Here is an 18,080-nt window from a genome sequence, read left to right as displayed (position 1 = left end):
TTTTAGCAATCCTTCATTTTTGTTTAAGCGGTGTTAATCGGGGGGATGATGAAATGGCGAAAAAATAACAGAACCAGGAATGATCATGTCTTCAATCGCTGAAAATCCAGATTCCGAACTATCGCAACCTAAAACAGGCTGGAAACTTTTCTGCCGTCTCGCCAGCGGAGAGATAACGCCGGGACGTGCCTGGCGTAACCCGGCATACCGCCGCAAGTTTATTTTACGTTCATTGATGAAGCCATTTGCCACCGCGCAATTATTAAACGACCTGGCGCGTCAGCCTCAGCTTCCGGCCATGCTTAACGTACAGCCGGGTTTACCCTGCCGACTGCATCGTCCCTGGTTGTCGGTAAATTGCAGCCAACAGCAGATTCTGGATGCGCTCAATTTCCACTATCAAGCTATGAGTGAACAATTGACGCCGCTGGCGCTAAATGGGTATTTATCACGTGCGGGAACCCTGCTGGCGACTATCAGCGGTAAAGACGATCGGCAGTTTCGTATTGTGCTGCGCGCTGAGCCGAATCTCGATAAGGAAGGCGAAGCCACGCTAAGTTTCGTGACAGAAGAAGATATCGTACTTGCCGAACTCACCTTTACGCTTTGTCGACTGGAAGGCAAACGCGTCATGTGGATTGGCGGGCTTCAAGGTGCCAAAGCAAATGTATCGCATCAGTTGATACAAGATGCGACTAAAGCCTGTCATGGACTGTTCCCGAAACGACTGCTGGTGGAAGCGGCGATGTCAATGGGGCAATCATTCTCTGTTGAGCGCCTGCAGGCAGTGAGCAATACCACACATATTTATCGCAGTATTCGCTATCGCAAGAAAAAACAGGGATTACTGCATGCGGATTACGATAGTTTTTGGCAATCGTTAGGCGCGCATCCGCTGGCGAGCGGCGATTTCCAACTGCCGCTGGTCATGCCGCGTAAACCAATGGAAGAGATTGCCAGTAAAAAACGAGCGGAATACCGCCGTCGTTATGCCTTACTGGATAGCCTACAGCAACAGAGCGTCGCATGCTGCCGCCCCTAATCAGCGCGCCCACGCGCCAGCCACAGCACGCGGGAAAACATCTTTTTCAGTAACGTCGGGACGGCGTCTACTCCCCGCCGCCCGGCCTCCATCGCGACCTCTATCGCCAGATCGGGTTTCGACGAACGATGTATGGCTTTTGTTATCACCCGGCGCATGTTCATCGGCATATTCTCCGGGATCTGCGCCACACGGTGGTAGACATCGTCGAACCCCTGACGATACATAAAGTGTTCCATGTCCATTGCCGGAAGCATGGTTAAGTGCACCCGTTCCAGTTCGTTATCATTGTTGAGCAGCCCACGTACCGTAGCGGCATACTTCTTTCCTGCCTCATCGCCATCAACCAGCACATGCCATTCAATCCCCATCCGGCGGGCGAATTTAATCAGCGGCTTGAGCCCGGATTGGGCGAATTCAATCACCTTCACCCCTTCAGCGTCGAAATGATGCCCGCACTGGCGCGCCAGTTCGTTGATAACCCAGGTTTCCGTTTCGCCTTCCACCAGCAACCAGCAGCGGGCAAACAGCGATGAGGCGCGGTTGAAGCGAATGTGAAACGCAATGCGGCGGCTATCTTCCGCATTCATCCCGCCGGGACCGAGCCGCCACGCCGAGACGCGGGACGATTCACGCACCAGGCGACACACCTGCTCAACCGGCGTCAACGACAAAAGCTCGCCGGAATTGGTCGTGGTCACTCGCTGCAGCGGTAGCAGATTCAATAAATGCCAGGCGACCGAGAGCATGATCGGATGCAGACGCGTTTCCGGGTCCTCAATCAGCAGCAGCGGCCGTGCATCGCGATCGAGTCGGACGGTTCCCTTCGCCTGTAATAAAGTGGAGAACAGCCCAAGCAGGATCACCCGATGACTGCGTCCGCCGGGTTTATCAATCATTCGGTTAATAATATCGAGATAGCGCCAGCTGCGTTGTTCGTCATGAGAACGGCGGCGCATCAGGCGATTGCGGCTTTGCGCGCTGCTCTGCTCGGCGAAATAATGTTCCAGCAGTTGCACCATCGCCGACAGCCCTTCGCGGATTTGCCCATCGGTGAGATTTTGCGGATGATTGACCAGTTCGCGGGAGAGAAAATCCAGCTGACGGGCGGTGATCTCAATTTGCGGCGAATGCGGCACGGTACCGTTGTGAATTCGGCGCATAAAGCGGGCGTCGCGCAGGCGCAATACCGGCATTAAGCGCACCAGGTGGCGCGCCAGTTCGTCGATATCTTGCATCTCCAGCGCCTCTCCCTGGCAGTTAATAAAACTACGCAGGGTCATCACGCTGCCGTCATCCGCCAGCTCACCCTCAAGGCGATAGAAAATGCGCTGATAGCCGTCATCACAGGGCACCCAGCAATCGCTAAGCGGACGAAAACGGCGCACGCGATGGTGCCCGGGTTCATTTTCACGGAAAGTTAAAATGATATGCAGATGATGCTCGCGTCCCTGAATATCGCCAGGTGGAAACCAGAAGTCATCGCGCACGAAATGGTACAGGTCAAATTCCGGCGATAACAGCAGCGTCAGAGCGTCCAGCAGGCTGGATTTACCCCAGGCGTTTTCGCCGATCAGCACATTGTTTTGCTCAAGCATCAACGATAAACGGTTGATACCGCGAAATCCGACGATCTCTACACGCTCAAGATGCATATCCCCTCCGCCTGGCCCACATTCTCCTTCAGTAATCAGTAGTATAGCGAGACGCACACGACATGGCACCCCCAGCGTCGCTGGCCGATAATTGAATCCAGAAATGAATGAGTTTGTAAGGTAACGGCTCTTGATTTCATATAATTAATAAATTAATTCATCTTCGGTAGTAGTTTATTTTTCAGCATTGTGTTCTACACTTGCATAAATCATGCATGGTGAAAGGAAAATCATCTCATTGCTCTAAATCAAATTACATCAATTTATTTAACTAGTCTGAGGGTGGCGTTCGTCCCTAAAATAGCGACGCTTTATTTTTATCGTCATCCTTTGCGTCGATAAATAAAGACCGGCACGTCATAACGTGTTCGTTTACATTATTATTTGAGGTGGTTATGTTCAGAAAATTAGCAGCAGAGTGCTTTGGCACATTCTGGCTCGTATTCGGCGGCTGCGGCAGCGCAGTGCTGGCGGCGGCTTTCCCGGAATTGGGAATTGGTTTTGCCGGCGTGGCTTTAGCCTTTGGTTTAACCGTATTAACCATGGCGTTCGCCGTGGGCCATATTTCCGGCGGTCACTTTAACCCGGCGGTGACGTTAGGTCTGTGGGCTGGCGGTCGTTTCCCGGCTAAAGACGTCATTGGTTATATTATCGCCCAGGTTGTCGGTGGTATTATTGCCGCCGCGGTGCTGTATGTTGTCGCCAGCGGTAAAGCCGGTTTTGACGCTGCAGCGAGCGGCTTCGCTTCAAACGGTTTCGGCGAACACTCTCCGGGTGGCTACTCCATGCTGTCCGCTATCGTTATCGAAATCGTGCTGACCTGCGGATTCCTGCTGGTCATTCACGGTGCGACCGATAAAAACGCCCCGGCGGGCTTTGCGCCGATTGCTATCGGCCTGGCGCTGACCCTTATCCACCTGATTAGCATTCCTGTGACCAATACGTCCGTTAACCCGGCGCGTAGCACCGCGGTGGCTATCTTCCAGGGCGGCTGGGCGCTGCAACAGCTGTGGCTGTTCTGGGTGATGCCAATTATCGGCGGTATCCTCGGCGGCGTACTGTATCGTACCCTGCTCGAAAAACGCGATTAACCCTCGCGAGAAGCCCGGCGACGCCGGGCTTTTTCTTTTTGCCGACAGCTTTACTCGGCCTGGCGAATTGGGTAGTGTCATTGGCGCTATTCTTAATTCGCAAGGACCATGCCGTTCATGTTTTCGGGACTATTAATCATTCTGCTGCCGTTGATTGTCGGCTATCTGATTCCGCTGCGTCACCCTTCCGCACTTAAACTGATTACCCGGCTGCTGAGCTGGATTGTTTACGTGATCCTCTTTTTCATGGGGATTAGCCTTGCTTTCCTCGATAATCTCAGCAGCAATCTGTTATCGATACTGCATTACTCCGCGGTAAGCATTGTGGTTATTATTCTGTGCAATATTGCCGCACTGCTATGGCTGGATAAAAAAATGCCGTGGCGGGTCAAGCATCGTCCGGAAAAATTACCCTCGCGCCTGGCGATGGCTCTCGAGTCGCTGCAGCTGCTTGGCGTGGTACTAATTGGTTTCCTGCTGGGGTTAAGCGGCCTCTCATTTTTACAACACGCGACTGAAGCCAGCGAATATACGTTAATTTTCTTGTTATTCCTTATCGGTATTCAGCTGCGTAATAATGGAATGACATTACGGCAAATTGTGCTTAATCGCCGCGGAATGATTGTCGCGGTAGTGGTCGCGGCCAGCTCATTATTTGGCGGAGTGATTAATGCCCTTATTCTTGGCCTGCCCATTAAAACCGGTCTGGCGATGGCGTCCGGCTTCGGCTGGTACTCCCTTTCCGGGATCCTGATGACCGAATCCTATGGCCCGGTCATTGGCAGCGCGACATTCTTTAACGATCTGGCCCGCGAACTGCTGGCGATAATGTTAATCCCCGGCATGGTATTGCGTAGCCGCTCTACCGCGCTTGGGCTGTGCGGCGCAACCTCAATGGACTTTACTCTACCGGTGCTACAGCGCTCCGGCGGCGTAGAAATCGTCCCTGCGGCCATCGTACACGGTTTTATCCTTAGTCTGCTGGTGCCGGTACTGATGGCGTTCTTCTCAGCCTGATCCCCCGTGGCGGTAGATTCCCTACCGCCAAAATTGCGCTAAATCAATCTCCCTTTAAGTTGTGTCAGAAATACCTTTTCTCCGTACAGCCACAGGCATAACCTTAAACATGTATCTAAAATATAACTTTAAAAGGTGTGATCATGTTTTGTGTGCAATGTGAACAAACTATCCGTACGCCGGCAGGAAATGGCTGTTCTTACGCGCAGGGTATGTGCGGTAAAACCGCTGAGACCTCTGATTTGCAGGATCTGTTGATTGCTTCTCTGCAGGGTCTGTCCGCATGGGCCGTTAAAGCGCGTGAATATGGCATCATCGATCATGAGGTGGATAATTTTGCCCCGCGCGCATTCTTCTCTACTTTGACCAACGTGAACTTCGACTCGCCGCGTATCGTTGCTTACGCCCGTCAGGCGATCGCCATGCGCGAGGCGCTGAAAGCGCAATGCCTGAATATTGATGCCAACGCTTCGGTCGACAGCCCGGTAGCCGATCTGCAACTGGTCAGCGATGATCTCGGCGATCTGCAGCGTCAGGCGGCGGACTATACGCCAAATAAAGACAAGGCCGCGATCGGCGAGAATATCCTCGGCCTGCGCCTGCTGTGCCTGTACGGCCTGAAAGGCGCCGCGGCCTATATGGAACACGCGCACGTCCTCGGTCAGTACGACAACGACATTTACGCCCAGTATCATAAAATCATGGCGTGGCTGGGTACCTGGCCTGCCGATATGAACGCTCTGCTGGAGTGTTCGATGGAAATCGGCCAGATGAACTTCAAAGTGATGAGTATCCTCGACGCCGGTGAAACCACGAAATATGGTCACCCAACGCCGACTCAGGTCAACGTTAAAGCGACCGAAGGTAAGTGCATCCTGATCTCCGGACACGACCTGAAAGATCTCTATAACCTGCTGGAGCAGACTGAAGGCACCGGCGTTAACGTCTATACCCACGGTGAAATGTTGCCGGCGCACGGTTATCCGGAGCTGCGTAAGTTCAAACACCTGATTGGCAACTACGGCAGCGGTTGGCAAAACCAGCAGGTTGAATTCGCCCGCTTCCCGGGCCCCATCGTGATGACCTCGAACTGCATCATCGACCCAACCGTCGGCGCCTACGACGACCGCATCTGGACCCGCAGCATCGTCGGCTGGCCGGGCGTCAATCATCTGGAAGGCGAAGATTTCTCCCCGGTTATCACCCAGGCACAGCAAATGGCAGGCTTCCCGTACAGCGAAATCCCGCATCTGATCACCGTCGGCTTCGGTCGCCAGACGCTGCTCGGCGCGGCGGATACGCTGATTGATCTGGTTAGTCGTGAAAAACTGCGTCACATCTTCCTCGTCGGCGGCTGCGACGGCGCGCGCGGCGAACGTAACTACTTCACCGATTTCGCTACCAGCGTACCAGACGACTGCCTGATTTTGACCCTCGCGTGCGGTAAATACCGCTTCAACAAACTGGATTTCGGCGATATCGAAGGCCTGCCGCGTCTGGTTGACGCCGGTCAGTGTAACGATGCCTACTCGGCGATTATTCTCGCGGTAACGCTGGCGGAAAAACTGGGCTGTGGCGTAAACGATCTGCCGCTGTCGCTGGTGCTCTCCTGGTTCGAACAAAAAGCCATCGTCATCCTGCTGACGCTGCTGTCGCTGGGGGTGAAAAACATCGTCACCGGTCCGACCGCGCCAGGCTTCTTCACCCCGGACCTGCTGGCTATCCTCAACGAGAAATTTGGTCTGCGTTCCGTCACCACCGTAGAACAAGATATGCAGCAGTTGCTGAGCGCATAAGGAGTCACCGCATGACAATGCCAACCGATCAGTGCCCGTGGCGGATGCAGGTTCATCATATTCAGCAGGAAACGCCTGATGTGTGGACCATTTCGTTGCTGTGCCACGACTACTATCCCTATCGCGCCGGACAGTACGCGCTGGTCAGCGTGCGCCATTCGGCGGATACGCTGCGCGCCTACACCCTATCCTCAACGCCGGGGGTCAGTGAATACATTACGCTGACCGTTCGTCGTATTGATGATGGCGCAGGCTCACAGTGGTTAACCCGCGATGTGAAACGCGGCGACTATATCTGGCTGTCGGACGCGATGGGCGAGTTTACCTGTGAAGATAAAACAACCGATCGTTTTCTGATGCTGGCCGCCGGCTGCGGCGTGACGCCGATTATGTCGATGCGCCGCTGGTTAGCGAAGTATCGTCCGCAGGCGGATGTGCAGGTTATCTTTAACGTGCGTTCGCCGCAGGATGTCATTTTCGCCGAAGAATGGCGTCAATACCCGGTCACACTGGTGGCGGAACACGACGCGACGTCGGGCTTCGTCGCCGGTCGTCTCACCCGCGAGCTGCTGCAAAGCGTGCCGGATTTAGCCAACCGTACCGTAATGACCTGCGGCCCGGCGCCTTATATGGAGATGGTCGAACAGGAAGTGACGGCGCTTGGCGTGACGCGTTTCTTTAAAGAGAAGTTCTTTACCCCGGTGGCGGAAGCCGCTACCGACGGATTGAAATTCACCAAGCTGCAGCCGGCGAAAACGTTCTACGCGCCGGTCGGCACCACGTTGCTGGAAGCGCTGGAGAGCAATAAAGTACCGGTGACCGTCGCCTGCCGCGCTGGCGTCTGCGGCTGCTGCAAAACCAAAGTGGTTGCCGGGGAATATAGCGTTACCAGCACCATGACGCTGACCGATGCCGAAATCGCCGACGGCTACGTGCTAGCCTGCTCCTGCCACCCGCAGAGCGATCTGGTTCTCGCCTGAGGTTAAAATCCCCGGGGGCGCTACCGCTTACCGGGGCTACAGGGCCGTAGATACTGTTATCGGTTTGCAACGGTTTTGGTCGGGGAAAACATGTGCTTTGTGTTAATTCTGAGCACATTGCGCTCCGATATTTCTTCTGCGTTATGCCCCTCATGGCGCAGGGAGCGCACAGGGGGCGGCCAGTCGCCGCCGCCCCCTGTACCCCCGGGCTCTGGCCGCCAACACCGACAGTTTCAGCCAGCATGGTGAATAAATTAAAGGCAGGCCGCACGGACCGTAGGCCGGATGAGGCATTAATGCCGCCATCCGGCACTTTTTTATCGCCAGGCCGACTGACCGGCCAACGAATAACGCCCAGCCCCTAATAGCGCAATCGCCAACGCGCCGATAAAGAAATAGACCAGGCTTTCAATCGCCCATGCACCGACGGCATCCAGCGCAAATGTCTTTCCTGTCCCAACCATCAGCCAGGCCACCGCCATGGTAAATGCCAGCACCAGCGCCGCCGGGCGCGTCAAGACGCCAAGAATAAGTAAACAAGGCGCGACGACTTCCCCCACCAGCACGCCGTAGGCAATGAACCCCGGTAGCCCTTTCGCGACCAGCATCCCGCTAATGCCATCCACGCCGTCGATGAGCTTATGCAGACCGTGAAACAACATTAAGCCGCCAACGGCAAGTCGTAACAAGAGTTTACCGGCATCTTCATGCGACAGCGTTTTATTTACTACGTTTAACAATCCCTTAACCATTTGATGTGCTTCCTGTTTTACACCCTGTGTGATCCCAGAGTATGCCCAATATTCCGCCAACAAAACCAGCGAAAAATAAGGGGCAATTGGCAACGTAACCTGTAGTTTCATCTAAGCTTGATAGCGTTATCACAAAAAGGAGATGGAAAACCATGAAACAGACCGTAGCGTCATATATTGCCAAAACGCTTGAACAGGCCGGCGTGAAACGTATTTGGGGAGTGACCGGGGATTCCCTCAACGGCTTGAGCGATAGCTTAAACCGCATGGGTACCATCGAATGGATGCCGACCCGCCATGAAGAGGTCGCCGCTTTTGCCGCCGGCGCGGAAGCGCAGCTCACCGGCGAACTGGCGGTGTGCGCCGGTTCCTGCGGACCAGGAAACCTTCATCTGATTAACGGTCTGTTTGATTGCCATCGTAACCACGTACCGGTGCTGGCCATCGCCGCCCATATTCCGTCGAGCGAAATCGGCAGCGGTTATTTCCAGGAAACGCATCCGCAGGAGCTGTTCCGCGAATGTAGCCACTACTGCGAGCTGGTCTCCACTCCGGAGCAAATTCCGCAAGTTCTGGCTATCGCCATGCGTAAGGCGGTGATTAACCGCGGCGTGTCTGTGGTGGTCCTGCCCGGCGACGTGGCGCTGAAACCGGCCCCGGAAAGCGCCAGCAGCCACTGGTATCACGCTCCGCAGCCCACGGTCACTCCGGCGGATGAAGAGCTGCACAAGCTGGCGCAGCTGATCCGCTACTCGAGTAATATTGCCCTGATGTGCGGCAGCGGCTGCGCCGGCGCGCACCAGGAGCTGGTGGAGTTTGCGGCAAAAATTAAGGCCCCTGTCGTCCATGCCCTGCGCGGGAAAGAGCACGTCGAATACGACAATCCTTACGATGTTGGCATGACCGGGCTTATCGGCTTCTCTTCCGGTTTCCATACCATGATGAACGCCGACACGCTGATCCTGCTCGGCACCCAGTTCCCCTATCGCGCGTTCTACCCTACCGACGCCAAAATTATTCAGATCGACATCAACCCCGGTAGCATCGGCGCGCATAGTAAGGTCGACATGGCGCTGGTGGGCGATATCAAATCGACACTGAAAGCCCTGCTGCCGCTGCTGGAAGAGAAAACCGATCGTCGCTTCCTCGATAAAGCGCTGGAGGATTATCGCGAAGCGCGTAAAGGGCTTGACGATCTCGCCAAACCCAGCGAAAAAGCGCTCCATCCCCAGTATCTGGCGCAGCAGATTAGCCGCTTTGCCGACGACGACGCGATCTTTACCTGCGACGTCGGTACCCCCACCGTCTGGGCGGCACGCTATCTGCAGATGAACGGCAAACGCCGCCTGTTGGGTTCGTTTAACCACGGCTCGATGGCCAACGCCATGCCGCAGGCTATTGGCGCCAAAGCGACCGCGCCGAATCGCCAGGTCATCGCCATGTGCGGCGATGGCGGTTTCAGCATGCTGATGGGGGATTTTCTATCGCTGGCGCAGATGAAGCTGCCGGTGAAAATCGTTATTTTTAATAACAGCATTCTCGGCTTTGTAGCGATGGAGATGAAAGCCGGCGGCTATCTGACCGACGGTACCGAGTTGCACGACACCAATTTCGCCCGCATTGCCGAAGCCTGCGGGATCAAAGGAATACGCGTCGAGAAAGCTTCTGAAGTTGATGAGGCGCTGCAGACCGCCTTTAGCACCGACGGTCCGGTATTAGTCGATGTAGTGGTAGCGAAGGAAGAGCTGGCGATCCCGCCGCAAATTAAGCTGGAGCAGGCCAAAGGATTTAGCCTGTATATGCTGCGGGCGATTATCAGCGGACGCGGCGATGAAGTGATCGAACTGGCGAAAACCAACTGGCTCAGGTAAAACAATGCTATCACCCTGAATCAGAACAAGGATATGCCGTGATAGATCTTCGCAGTGATACCGTAACTCGCCCCGGGCGCGCCATGATGGAGGCCATGATGGCCGCCCCGGTCGGGGACGATGTGTATGGCGACGACCCAACCGTCAATGAACTCCAGCGCTATGCCGCTGAGCTCGCAGGCAAAGAGGCGGCGCTGTTTCTGCCTACCGGCACCCAGGCCAATCTCGTTGGCCTGCTTAGCCACTGCCAGCGCGGCGAAGAGTACATCGTCGGCCAGGGCGCGCATAACTATCTGTATGAAGCCGGCGGCGCAGCGGTGCTGGGCAGTATTCAGCCGCAGCCGATCGATGCCGCGGCGGACGGTTCGCTGCCGCTGGATAAAGTCGCGGCCAAAATTAAGCCCGACGATATCCATTTCGCCCCCACCCGCCTGTTAAGCCTGGAGAATACGCACAACGGTAAGGTGTTGCCGCGCGGCTATCTGCAAGAGGCCTGGACGTTCACCCGCCAGCGCAATCTGGCGTTACATGTCGATGGCGCGCGTATTTTCAACGCCGTTGTAGCGTACGGCTGCGAGCTGCGCGATATTGCGCAGTACTGTGATTCGTTCACCATTTGCCTGTCAAAAGGGCTCGGTACGCCGGTCGGTTCTCTGCTGCTGGGCAGCGAAGCGTACATCCGCCGCGCCATTCGCTGGCGTAAAATGGTCGGCGGCGGGATGCGTCAGGCAGGCATTCTGGCCGCTGCCGGTCTGTACGCGCTGCAGAATAACGTAGCCCGTCTGCAGGAGGATCACGACAACGCCGCGTGGATGGCGGAACAGCTACGCGCCGTCGGCGCTGATGTGATGCGTCACGATACCAACATGCTGTTCGTACGCGTCGGTGAGGAGCAGGCTCGGGCGCTCGGCGAATTCATGCAGGCTCGCGGCGTGTTGATCAACGCCTCGCCAGTCGTGCGTCTGGTCATGCATCTCGATGTTAATCGCCAGCAGTTGACGGAAGTGGTCGGTCACTGGCAAGCCTTTTTACAACGCTAAGGAGTCAGGCGTGTCGCAATCTATTCTGGTGCTTGGCGCCAGCGGCTATATTGGCCAGCATCTGGTGCGCGAATTAAGCGCACGAGGTTATCCGGTGTTGGCGGCGGCACGCCATATCGACAGGCTGCAGAAGCTCGATCTTCCCGGCGTTACCTGCCACGCTATCGACCTCAATCAGCCGCAGGATCTCCCGGCACTGCTTCGCGGGGTCGATACCCTTTACTATCTGGTGCATGGCATGGGCGAAGGCGGCGATTTCATCGCCCATGAACGTCGGGTCGCCATTAACGTGCGCGATGCCTTGCGTCAGACGCCGGTGCGCCAGGTGATATTTCTCAGCTCGCTGCAGGCTCCGGCGCAGGAGCAGTCCGACCATCTGCGCGCCCGCCAGGTGACGGCCGATGTCCTACGCGAGTCAGGGATCCCCGTTACCGAGTTACGGGCGGGTATCATCGTCGGCGCCGGATCCGCCGCTTTTGAAGTGATGCGCGACATGGTTTACAACCTGCCGGTGCTGACGCCGCCGCGCTGGGTACGCTCACGCACAACCCCCATCGCGCTGGAAAATCTGCTCTACTATCTGGTGGAGTTACTTAACCATCCGGCTCGCGAGCACCGCGTCTTCGAGGCCGCCGGCCCGGATATTCTCAGCTATCAGCAGCAGTTCACCCATTTTATGGCGGTCAGCGGCAAGCATCGCCTGTTGATCCCTATCCCCTTTCCGACCCGCTGGATTTCGGTGTGGTTCCTGAACGTTATCACCTCGGTGCCCCCCACCATCGCTAAAGCGCTGATTCAGGGTCTCAAGCACGATCTGATCGCCGACGATCGTTCGCTGCGCGCGCTGATCCCGCAAACCTTGATTCCCTTCGATCAGGCGGTGCGTCGTACTTTGAAAGAAGAAGAACAGCTGGTGAACTCCAGCGATTGGGGCTACGACGCTCAGGCTTTCGCCCGCTGGCGGCCGGAGTATGGCTACTACCCAAAGCAGGCTGGCTGCACCGTTAGCACCCAGGCAAGCCGTAAGGCGCTATGGCGAGTGGTGAACCAAATCGGCGGTAAAGAGGGTTATTTCTTCGGCAACATTCTGTGGAAAATCCGCGGTGCCATGGATCTGCTGGTCGGCCATCGTTTAGCAAAAGGGCGGCCGCAGCATGATTATCTGCAAACTGGCGATACTGTCGACAGTTGGAAAGTGATTATTGTGGAAGAAGAACAACAGCTAACCCTATTGTTTGGCATGAAAGCCCCCGGTCTTGGTCGTTTAAGCTTTACCATTAGCGATAAAGTCGACCATCGTGAACTGGACGTTCGCGCCTGGTGGCATCCGCACGGCATGCCCGGCCTGTTCTACTGGCTACTGATGATCCCGGCGCATCTGTTTATTTTTCGCGGCATGGCGCGACGCATCGCCCGCCAGGCCGAGCAAATCACAGGCAAAAACGAAGATTAAGCGTTATTCTTTCATGATTCTCATTGCATACTCGGGAGAATCACGGAAAAATGCGCACGAAATTCTTTTCTGGGACAGTAGATTGATATGAAGGTACTGGTTACCGGTGCGACCAGCGGATTAGGCCGTAATGCGGTGGAATATCTGCGCAACAAGGGCATCAGCGTGCGAGCGACCGGGCGCAACGAAGCGATGGGTAAGCTTCTGAGCAAAATGGGCGCGGAGTTTATTCCTGCCGATCTAACCGAACTGGTCTCTTCGCAGGCTAAAGTGATGCTCGCCGGTATTGATACGCTTTGGCACTGTTCCAGCTTTACCTCGCCGTGGGGTACCCAGCAAGCCTTCGATTTAGCCAACGTTCGCGCAACGCGCCGCCTTGGCGAATGGTCCGTTGCCTGGGGCGTACGCAATTTCGTCCATATTTCTTCTCCTTCGCTCTATTTCGATTATCACCACCATCGCGATATTCAGGAAGATTTCCGCCCGCACCGCTTCGCCAATGAATTCGCCCGCAGCAAGGCGGCCAGCGAAGAGGTTATCAACCTGCTGGCGCAGGCGAACCCGCATACCCGCTTTACGATTTTGCGCCCGCAAAGCCTGTTTGGGCCGCATGATAAGGTCTTTATTCCGCGAATGGTGCAGATGATGCGCCACTACGGCAGCGTGCTCTTGCCGCGCGGCGGTAACGCGCTGGTGGACATGACTTACTACGAAAACGCGGTGCATGCGATGTGGTTGGCCAGTCAGCCGCAGTGCGACCACTTACCTTCCGCGCGGGCGTGGAATATCAGCAACGGCGAGCCGCGGACGCTGCGCAGTATCGTGCAGAAGCTCATCGACGAGCTGGGCATCAAGTGCCGAATCCGCTCGGTGCCCTATCCGATGTTGGATATTATTGCCCGCAGCATGGAGCATTTCGGCAATAAATCGGCAAAAGAACCCGCTTTCACCCATTACGGCGTTTCGAAGCTCAATTTCGACTTTACCCTCGATATCAGCCGCGCTCAGCAGGAACTTGGCTATCAGCCGATCGTTACCCTCGATGAGGGGGTTACCCGCACCGCCGCGTGGTTAAAAGACCACGGTAAACTACACGATTAAAACCGACGCTTACGGCAGCAAGCCACCCTGTTTGCTGCCAAATACTCATCCTTGTCCATATTTTTCCAGCAACGCCTCGGCGATCGCCTGCGTTTGCGCATCGGCCACGCCGTCCCAGCGTGCCGGCCTGAAGTGCATCTGGAAGGCCATAATCACCCGTTTTTGCTGCGCCGGGGTCATCTCCGGGGTGACCTGATAGCCGTAGCGCGACAGCAGGTCTAACAATTCTCCGCTATCAACTGGCTGCCAGCTTGGACGCCCTTGCAAATAAAAGGCGACGCGTGAATCATCAGGCCAGGCGCCAATTCCCTGCTGCGCCAGCGCCCGCCACGGGAACAGCGGGCCAGGGTCGTCCTTGCGCTGCGGCGCGATATCGGCATGAGCCACGACATTTTGCGGCTGAATGTGATAGCGGGCGATGATATCTTTCGCCAGCGGGATAAGCGCGTCAATTTGCGTCGGATTAAATGGGGTAAAACTTTTTATATCGCCGTTTTTTTGCCAGCCGCGATTTTCCAGCTCAATACCAATAGAGGTATCGTTGATACGCGTGCTGCCGCGCCAGAAGCTGATACCGGCGTGCCAGGCTAAATCTTCCTCCGGCACCAGTTGCCAGATACGCGGTTTACCGTGGTGCAGAGGCGGCTGCTCGGGAATTAAATAGTGCGAACTAACCTCTTTATCGGTCAGGGTCGCCAGCGAGACATCAAAGTTATCGGCGGTATAGTGAATGACCAGGACTTTAATACGCGGATAGGCCGCCTGCGCCGGATGACGGGTATCCAACTGATAACCCTGTTTGTCGACAATACCCTGCTCCTGCGCACAGCCTGCCAGCAGCAAAGCGGCAAGCGCAAGCTGGATAATGCGCTTTGCTAATAAGACCATCGATTACGTCCTTCTTGCTTGGCTTTATACAGCGCAGCATCCGCCTGCGCGATTAACTCTGACGCCGGGACGCGCCCGTCCGAGGCGACAATACCCATACTGACCGTCACTAGCGGCCCGGCATCGGATTTGGCATGCGGCAGCGCCGCTTCGCGAATCTTCTGTTGGATCCGCTGCGCCACCGCCGTGGCGCTATCTAATGATTGCAGCGGCAGGACAATCACAAACTCCTCGCCGCCATAGCGCGCCACCATATCCTCCTGCGCGCGTACCGACATTTTCAGCACGGAGGCGATGCAGGAGAGGCAGTAATCTCCCGCCTGGTGACCGTAGTGATCGTTATAACGTTTAAAAAAGTCGACATCGAGGATGATCAGCGCCAGCGGCTCTTTACGTTCCCAGGCCTGCGCTAAAAAATTGTCCAGAGCCCGGCGGTTGGCGGTCGCCGTCAAGGCATCCTGATTCGCCATGTTTTCCAACCGATTAATCAGTTGCATGTTCTCCTGATGGGTTTTCCAGGCCTCGTCATACCAGCGCTGTAATATCTGCCGGCCATAAATCATAATGGCGGTGCATATTCCCCACAGAATCAGAAAACGTAAATCGACACCATGATGTATTTGCACGCCAGCGAGTAATGAAATACCCCATAAAGGAACAAGGTAAGCCACGAGGCCCACCGGAAAATAATAGAGCGCGGCAAGACCGGTGGTCATTAAAATAACCAGCAGCGGCCACGCGAACGGCAGCGACCATAAAATGATGAAGCAGTAACTACTCACCGACCAGCATAAACTGAGAATCAACAAAATAGCGGAAATCACTTTTGTGGCATAAATACCGCTTAATATCCGCCCGGAGATAACCATCATGCAAAGCGCCAGCGAGAAAACGATAATGGCCCCAAGCGCCATCTCCAGATAAGGAATAATATCCTGGTGAGTCAAGCTCTGATGATCGAACTCGGTGAACAGAACGTTGCGGAAGATGACCATCAAGGCAAAGGCGATATTGACGAACGCTAACCACGGCATGCTGCGCGACAGTGCATGTTTTTGCACATTTTCGCGATTGGCCCACAGCATTGCTCGATCCTGGCGCGGATCCAGCCGTTGTTCGGTCGGCATAGCTACTCCTTTTTTAGCGACTGGACAAGCAGTTGAGCTGCCCGCTGTGTCTTTCTCTTTATGATAAACCATCAACCCCGGAATGTCTGTTGCTGGCCGCTTCAGCCCCTCGCCGCTTAACGTCATTTTCAGCTAACGACAGATGAAAATGGTCTTAGGCTCCGACAACGTCTATTACGCAAAAAAAAGCAAGCATTATCAATGAGAACCCTGTCATCTTTTCTTTAAAAAATCGTTAATTTTAGGTCATAAAAATGCAGCATTTCGCTTGAAAAAAAGACGGGCTTGATTCAATCTGATGGCGCTCATTGGTTAGTTAAAACAAGAGCATGATGATAGCAAGATAAACAATGGAGATTAATAATATGAAATATGCAGCTTTAGTGGCAGGTGCAGCATTGTTTTTAACCGCGAACGCGTTTTCTGCAGAAATTCTGAGCAAAGAAGATTTCGCTAAGGTAGAGGGTCAATACCAAAAAATTGGCACCATCTCCTCTACCGGACAAACTGCGCCAAGCGATGCGCGCGAAGAACTGATCAAAAAAGCCGATGAAAAAGGCGCTGACGTTGTGGTGCTCTCTTCCGGTAACACCGATAAGAAACTGCACGTATCCGCGAATATCTATAAGAAGAAATAATTAGTTATTGCCGATATAGAAACATTATCATCGTATGGTGATAGTGTTTCTTACTTATTACTCTGTGAATATTTATTTTTATACTCTTTTTCCATTTACCCCTCGTTAATAGTCATATCAAATATGCGCCTTCATCAGGATGCTAATCCGTATAACGCCTAAAATTGGTAATCCACTCCGTTAACGGACTCGCAATATATCCCCCGGACTATCAGTATAAATCCGACGCTAAAAAAGATATGTCCTCTATACTTTGGGCATAAGAATATGCTCGCGTTTTACATTACCGCAGGTGGCAAATGAAAAAAATCGCATTCCTTATTTCTGGGTTGCTCTGCTCTGGCTTCAGCCATGCCAGCGCACTCTATTTTTATGAAATCGGCACCGAAGACGTCGGCCTGGCAGGCGCAGGTCAGGCCGCCCGCGCGCAGGACGCCTCCACCATCGTCACCAACCCAGCCGGCATGACCCGGCTTCCTGACCATATGTTTACCGGCGGCGCGCAGGTCATGGGCGGCGATATCCCGTATCAGATGAATAACGAACACGGCGGTAATAGCCCTGGTAACGTGATGAATCTGTTTCCTAACGCCAGCGGCTTTTACGCACAGAAAATTAACGATGATTTATATGCCGGGATTGGCTTGTACGGCAACTACGGTTTAGGCATCGATTTTGGCAACTGGGCCGGCGATCGTCTTATCAAGAAAAGCACCATGGTGGCGATGACGCTGAGCCCGTCGCTGGCGTGGAAACTTAACGATCGTCTCTCTGTCGGCGCATCCGCCAACCTGAACTATGGTTATTTATCGCTGACGCGTAACGTCGACGGTAATGACGAGAAAGATAAAGACCATGACTGGGCGATGAGCTATCGTCTGGGTCTGCTGATGCAGTTAACCGACCAGACCCGCGCCGGCATCACCTGGAACAGTAAAACCGATTATGACTTTAACGTTAAGGGCAAAGCGCGTTTTCCCAATTTACCGAACGTTGCGTATGATTTGCCTATCTCCGCCCAGGTCCGCGCGCCGCAGCAGATCATGCTCAGCATGGTCCACGATATTAATAAACAGTGGTCGGTGATGGGCGATCTCGGCTGGCAGGACTGGAGCCAGTTCGGCAGCCCGCAAATCACCGTTTCCGGTCACGAAAGTAGTAAAAATAACCGCCTGAAGGACTCCTGGCATACCGCCGTCGGCGTACAGTACCGGCCGACCGAGCAGTGGCGTCTGAACGCCGGCGTCGGGTTCGACAGCACGGTTTATGATTCACAAAGCGACACGGCGCTCTCGCTGCCAACCGGCGATGAGTGGCGCTTCGCCACCGGCGCGCAATACCAGATAACCCCGGCCAGCAATATCGGCGTCGCGGTCTCTTATCTGCACATGCAATCTTCCCACGTAAAATCACCGGAAATCGTCTCCGGCAGCTACGATCACCCTTACCTGTGGTTCGCCAGCGTCAACTATAGTTATCAATTCTGATACGCCGGCTGCCCGCATAAGAGGCGCGGGCAGCCGATGGCCGTTGTCACATCAAGGTCTTAGCTCTTTGCGTCAAGTACAATTGTCGCGCTTACGCTATGCTTTAGCAGAATCTAACAACGTAGTGAGTTCATAAGGAAAT

15 protein-coding genes are annotated in these 18,080 nt (G+C 54.7%); 11 read left to right on the top strand and 4 right to left on the bottom strand.

Going from position 1 to position 18,080, the window contains the following annotated elements; genetic code table 11:
- Positions 1–85 precede the first annotated feature (85 nt).
- On the top strand, positions 86–1,042 hold the full coding sequence (locus tag AC2CGP_RS16655; RefSeq protein WP_015367498.1) for a VirK/YbjX family protein: 957 nt from the start codon (positions 86–88) through the stop codon (positions 1,040–1,042).
- Here the strand turns inward: AC2CGP_RS16655 and AC2CGP_RS16650 are convergent.
- Positions 1,039–2,697 carry an ATP-dependent endonuclease gene (locus AC2CGP_RS16650; protein WP_020079270.1) on the bottom strand — a complete coding sequence of 553 codons (1,659 nt, stop codon included), beginning with the start codon at positions 2,695–2,697 and terminating at the stop codon, positions 1,039–1,041. The genes AC2CGP_RS16655 and AC2CGP_RS16650 overlap by 4 nt on opposite strands.
- A gap of 395 nt (positions 2,698–3,092) precedes the next feature.
- Between AC2CGP_RS16650 and aqpZ the strand changes: the two genes are divergently transcribed.
- The 4 genes from aqpZ to hcr all read left to right on the top strand — a co-directional run bounded on the left by aqpZ (position 3,093) and on the right by hcr (position 7,581).
- On the top strand, positions 3,093–3,788 hold the full coding sequence (aqpZ, locus tag AC2CGP_RS16645; protein ID WP_015367500.1) for an aquaporin Z: 696 nt from the start codon (positions 3,093–3,095) through the stop codon (positions 3,786–3,788).
- A 117-nt stretch (positions 3,789–3,905) separates the two neighbouring features.
- Entirely contained in the window at positions 3,906–4,805 is a 900-nt protein-coding gene (locus AC2CGP_RS16640) for a LysO family transporter (RefSeq protein WP_015367501.1), read from the top strand.
- 143 nt (positions 4,806–4,948) lie between these two features.
- Positions 4,949–6,601 carry a hydroxylamine reductase gene (gene hcp / locus AC2CGP_RS16635; protein WP_047036376.1) on the top strand — a complete coding sequence of 551 codons (1,653 nt, stop codon included), beginning with the start codon at positions 4,949–4,951 and terminating at the stop codon, positions 6,599–6,601.
- Positions 6,602–6,612: 11 nt separating this feature from the next.
- Positions 6,613–7,581 (top strand): NADH oxidoreductase, encoded by a 969-nt coding sequence (gene hcr / locus AC2CGP_RS16630; protein WP_020079271.1) that lies wholly within the window; start codon positions 6,613–6,615, stop codon positions 7,579–7,581.
- A gap of 317 nt (positions 7,582–7,898) precedes the next feature.
- Here the strand turns inward: hcr and AC2CGP_RS16625 are convergent, their stop codons facing one another.
- Positions 7,899–8,333, bottom strand: a complete 435-nt coding sequence (locus AC2CGP_RS16625) for a DoxX family protein (protein WP_046883514.1) — start codon at positions 8,331–8,333, stop codon at positions 7,899–7,901.
- 152 nt (positions 8,334–8,485) lie between these two features.
- Between AC2CGP_RS16625 and poxB the strand changes: the two genes are divergently transcribed.
- The 4 genes from poxB to AC2CGP_RS16605 all read left to right on the top strand — a co-directional run bounded on the left by poxB (position 8,486) and on the right by AC2CGP_RS16605 (position 13,798).
- Entirely contained in the window at positions 8,486–10,204 is a 1,719-nt protein-coding gene (gene poxB, locus AC2CGP_RS16620; RefSeq protein ID WP_015704865.1) for a ubiquinone-dependent pyruvate dehydrogenase, read from the top strand.
- Positions 10,205–10,242: 38 nt separating this feature from the next.
- Positions 10,243–11,244 (top strand): low-specificity L-threonine aldolase, encoded by a 1,002-nt coding sequence (gene ltaE, locus AC2CGP_RS16615; RefSeq protein ID WP_015704864.1) that lies wholly within the window; start codon positions 10,243–10,245, stop codon positions 11,242–11,244.
- Positions 11,245–11,254: 10 nt separating this feature from the next.
- Positions 11,255–12,697: an SDR family oxidoreductase gene (locus AC2CGP_RS16610; RefSeq protein ID WP_046883516.1), complete on the top strand. Its 1,443-nt coding sequence runs from the start codon at positions 11,255–11,257 to the stop codon at positions 12,695–12,697.
- A gap of 87 nt (positions 12,698–12,784) precedes the next feature.
- The gene (locus AC2CGP_RS16605) at positions 12,785–13,798 is read left to right on the top strand and encodes an NAD-dependent epimerase/dehydratase family protein (protein WP_015367508.1); all 1,014 of its coding nucleotides are present in this window, start codon (positions 12,785–12,787) and stop codon (positions 13,796–13,798) included.
- Between the two features lie 45 nt (positions 13,799–13,843).
- Here the strand turns inward: AC2CGP_RS16605 and AC2CGP_RS16600 are convergent, their stop codons facing one another.
- Positions 13,844–14,686 carry an N-acetylmuramoyl-L-alanine amidase gene (locus AC2CGP_RS16600; RefSeq protein WP_032714154.1) on the bottom strand — a complete coding sequence of 281 codons (843 nt, stop codon included), beginning with the start codon at positions 14,684–14,686 and terminating at the stop codon, positions 13,844–13,846.
- Complete coding sequence (locus AC2CGP_RS16595; protein ID WP_015367511.1) at positions 14,674–15,813, bottom strand: GGDEF domain-containing protein; 1,140 nt, start codon at positions 15,811–15,813, stop codon at positions 14,674–14,676. Before AC2CGP_RS16595 ends, AC2CGP_RS16600 begins: the two co-directional genes overlap by 13 nt.
- Before the next feature lie 365 nt (positions 15,814–16,178).
- Between AC2CGP_RS16595 and yahO the strand changes: the two genes are divergently transcribed.
- Complete coding sequence (gene yahO / locus AC2CGP_RS16590) at positions 16,179–16,451, top strand: DUF1471 family periplasmic protein YahO (protein ID WP_020079275.1); 273 nt, start codon at positions 16,179–16,181, stop codon at positions 16,449–16,451.
- A 299-nt stretch (positions 16,452–16,750) separates the two neighbouring features.
- A complete protein-coding gene (locus AC2CGP_RS16585) occupies positions 16,751–17,938 on the top strand; it encodes an OmpP1/FadL family transporter (protein WP_032707672.1) in 1,188 nt (395 codons plus the stop codon).
- Positions 17,939–18,080: the final 142 nt, after the last annotated feature.

The organism is Klebsiella sp. SYXHC3 (assembly GCF_057196925.1).
Note: the sequence above shows the minus strand (reverse complement) of the source record. Positions and strands in the feature narration are given on the sequence as shown.

What these genes read in the sequence shown, in the direction of transcription:
- AC2CGP_RS16655 (WP_015367498.1), top strand. Translation starts at nt 86, where the DNA reads ATGTCTTCAATCGCTGAAAATCCAGATTCCGAACTATCGCAACCTAAA.
- AC2CGP_RS16650 (WP_020079270.1), bottom strand. Translation starts at nt 2,697, where the DNA reads ATGCATCTTGAGCGTGTAGAGATCGTCGGATTTCGCGGTATCAACCGT.
- aqpZ (WP_015367500.1), top strand. Translation starts at nt 3,093, where the DNA reads ATGTTCAGAAAATTAGCAGCAGAGTGCTTTGGCACATTCTGGCTCGTA.
- AC2CGP_RS16640 (WP_015367501.1), top strand. Translation starts at nt 3,906, where the DNA reads ATGTTTTCGGGACTATTAATCATTCTGCTGCCGTTGATTGTCGGCTAT.
- hcp (WP_047036376.1), top strand. Translation starts at nt 4,949, where the DNA reads ATGTTTTGTGTGCAATGTGAACAAACTATCCGTACGCCGGCAGGAAAT.
- hcr (WP_020079271.1), top strand. Translation starts at nt 6,613, where the DNA reads ATGACAATGCCAACCGATCAGTGCCCGTGGCGGATGCAGGTTCATCAT.
- AC2CGP_RS16625 (WP_046883514.1), bottom strand. Translation starts at nt 8,333, where the DNA reads ATGGTTAAGGGATTGTTAAACGTAGTAAATAAAACGCTGTCGCATGAA.
- poxB (WP_015704865.1), top strand. Translation starts at nt 8,486, where the DNA reads ATGAAACAGACCGTAGCGTCATATATTGCCAAAACGCTTGAACAGGCC.
- AC2CGP_RS16605 (WP_015367508.1), top strand. Translation starts at nt 12,785, where the DNA reads ATGAAGGTACTGGTTACCGGTGCGACCAGCGGATTAGGCCGTAATGCG.
- AC2CGP_RS16600 (WP_032714154.1), bottom strand. Translation starts at nt 14,686, where the DNA reads ATGGTCTTATTAGCAAAGCGCATTATCCAGCTTGCGCTTGCCGCTTTG.
- AC2CGP_RS16595 (WP_015367511.1), bottom strand. Translation starts at nt 15,813, where the DNA reads ATGCCGACCGAACAACGGCTGGATCCGCGCCAGGATCGAGCAATGCTG.
- yahO (WP_020079275.1), top strand. Translation starts at nt 16,179, where the DNA reads ATGAAATATGCAGCTTTAGTGGCAGGTGCAGCATTGTTTTTAACCGCG.
- AC2CGP_RS16585 (WP_032707672.1), top strand. Translation starts at nt 16,751, where the DNA reads ATGAAAAAAATCGCATTCCTTATTTCTGGGTTGCTCTGCTCTGGCTTC.